The sequence below is a fragment of the Treponema endosymbiont of Eucomonympha sp. genome (assembly GCF_001028545.1).
In genome coordinates this window covers 1-690 of the sequence record NZ_BBPW01000363.1, presented here as the reverse complement: position 1 = coordinate 690, position 690 = coordinate 1, and the positions used below count along the sequence as shown (strand labels likewise).

Here is a 690-nt window from a genome sequence, read left to right as displayed (position 1 = left end):
GGACAAAATCGCCCGTCCGCACCGGCATGACGCGGAGGTACGGCTCAAGCCGGATCTGCGCGACGGCGGCGCGGAGTTCCTGCGGCGAGGGGCTGCCGACAAGCCCGCACGCGACGGTCGCGCCTTCCGCCGCGCCGAGCACATACCAGCACTCGGTTTTGCCGCGCGAGGCTCCGTGCGCGCGGGCATACGCGCTGTCCGGGTGCAACTGCACCGAAAGCCGGGAGTCCGCCTGAATCACTTTGACCAGCAGCGGGTAGTCATAGCCGAGCGATATTCCGAGCGGCACGCCGCCGCCCGCGCTCAGCGACTGCCCCGCGCGGTGCGTCGAGACGACCCAGCGCTCGCTGCCCCAGATTTTTTCCGCCACAAAAGGCGTTTGTTTTATCATGCGTCCCTCCGTCCGCTCGGCGTCTCGCGTTCGGCGCTTGCCTCTATGCGCCGCGAGTTTGCGGCAAGCGAAGCGAAGCAAACTCGGTAAGCACGCCGAAGGCGTGCGGCAGTTCTTTCAAAGGACTCGGACGTTCCCTACGGTAACGCGAAACACGGGCAGGTTTGACAGTCAAACACGGGCAGGTTTGACAGGCAAACACGGGCAGGTTTGATAGTCAAACCAGGGCAGGGTGGATAGGCTAACATGAGGAGGTGTAAAAGCCTGAGCCGGGGATGGGGAGGGGGACACGTAGGGGA

1 pseudogene is annotated in these 690 nt (G+C 64.5%); it reads right to left on the bottom strand.

The features are described 5' to 3' along the window. A pseudogene (locus AWU74_RS07080) lies at positions 1-391 on the bottom strand (type I phosphomannose isomerase catalytic subunit); the annotation flags it as partial. Positions 392-690 lie beyond the last annotated feature (299 nt).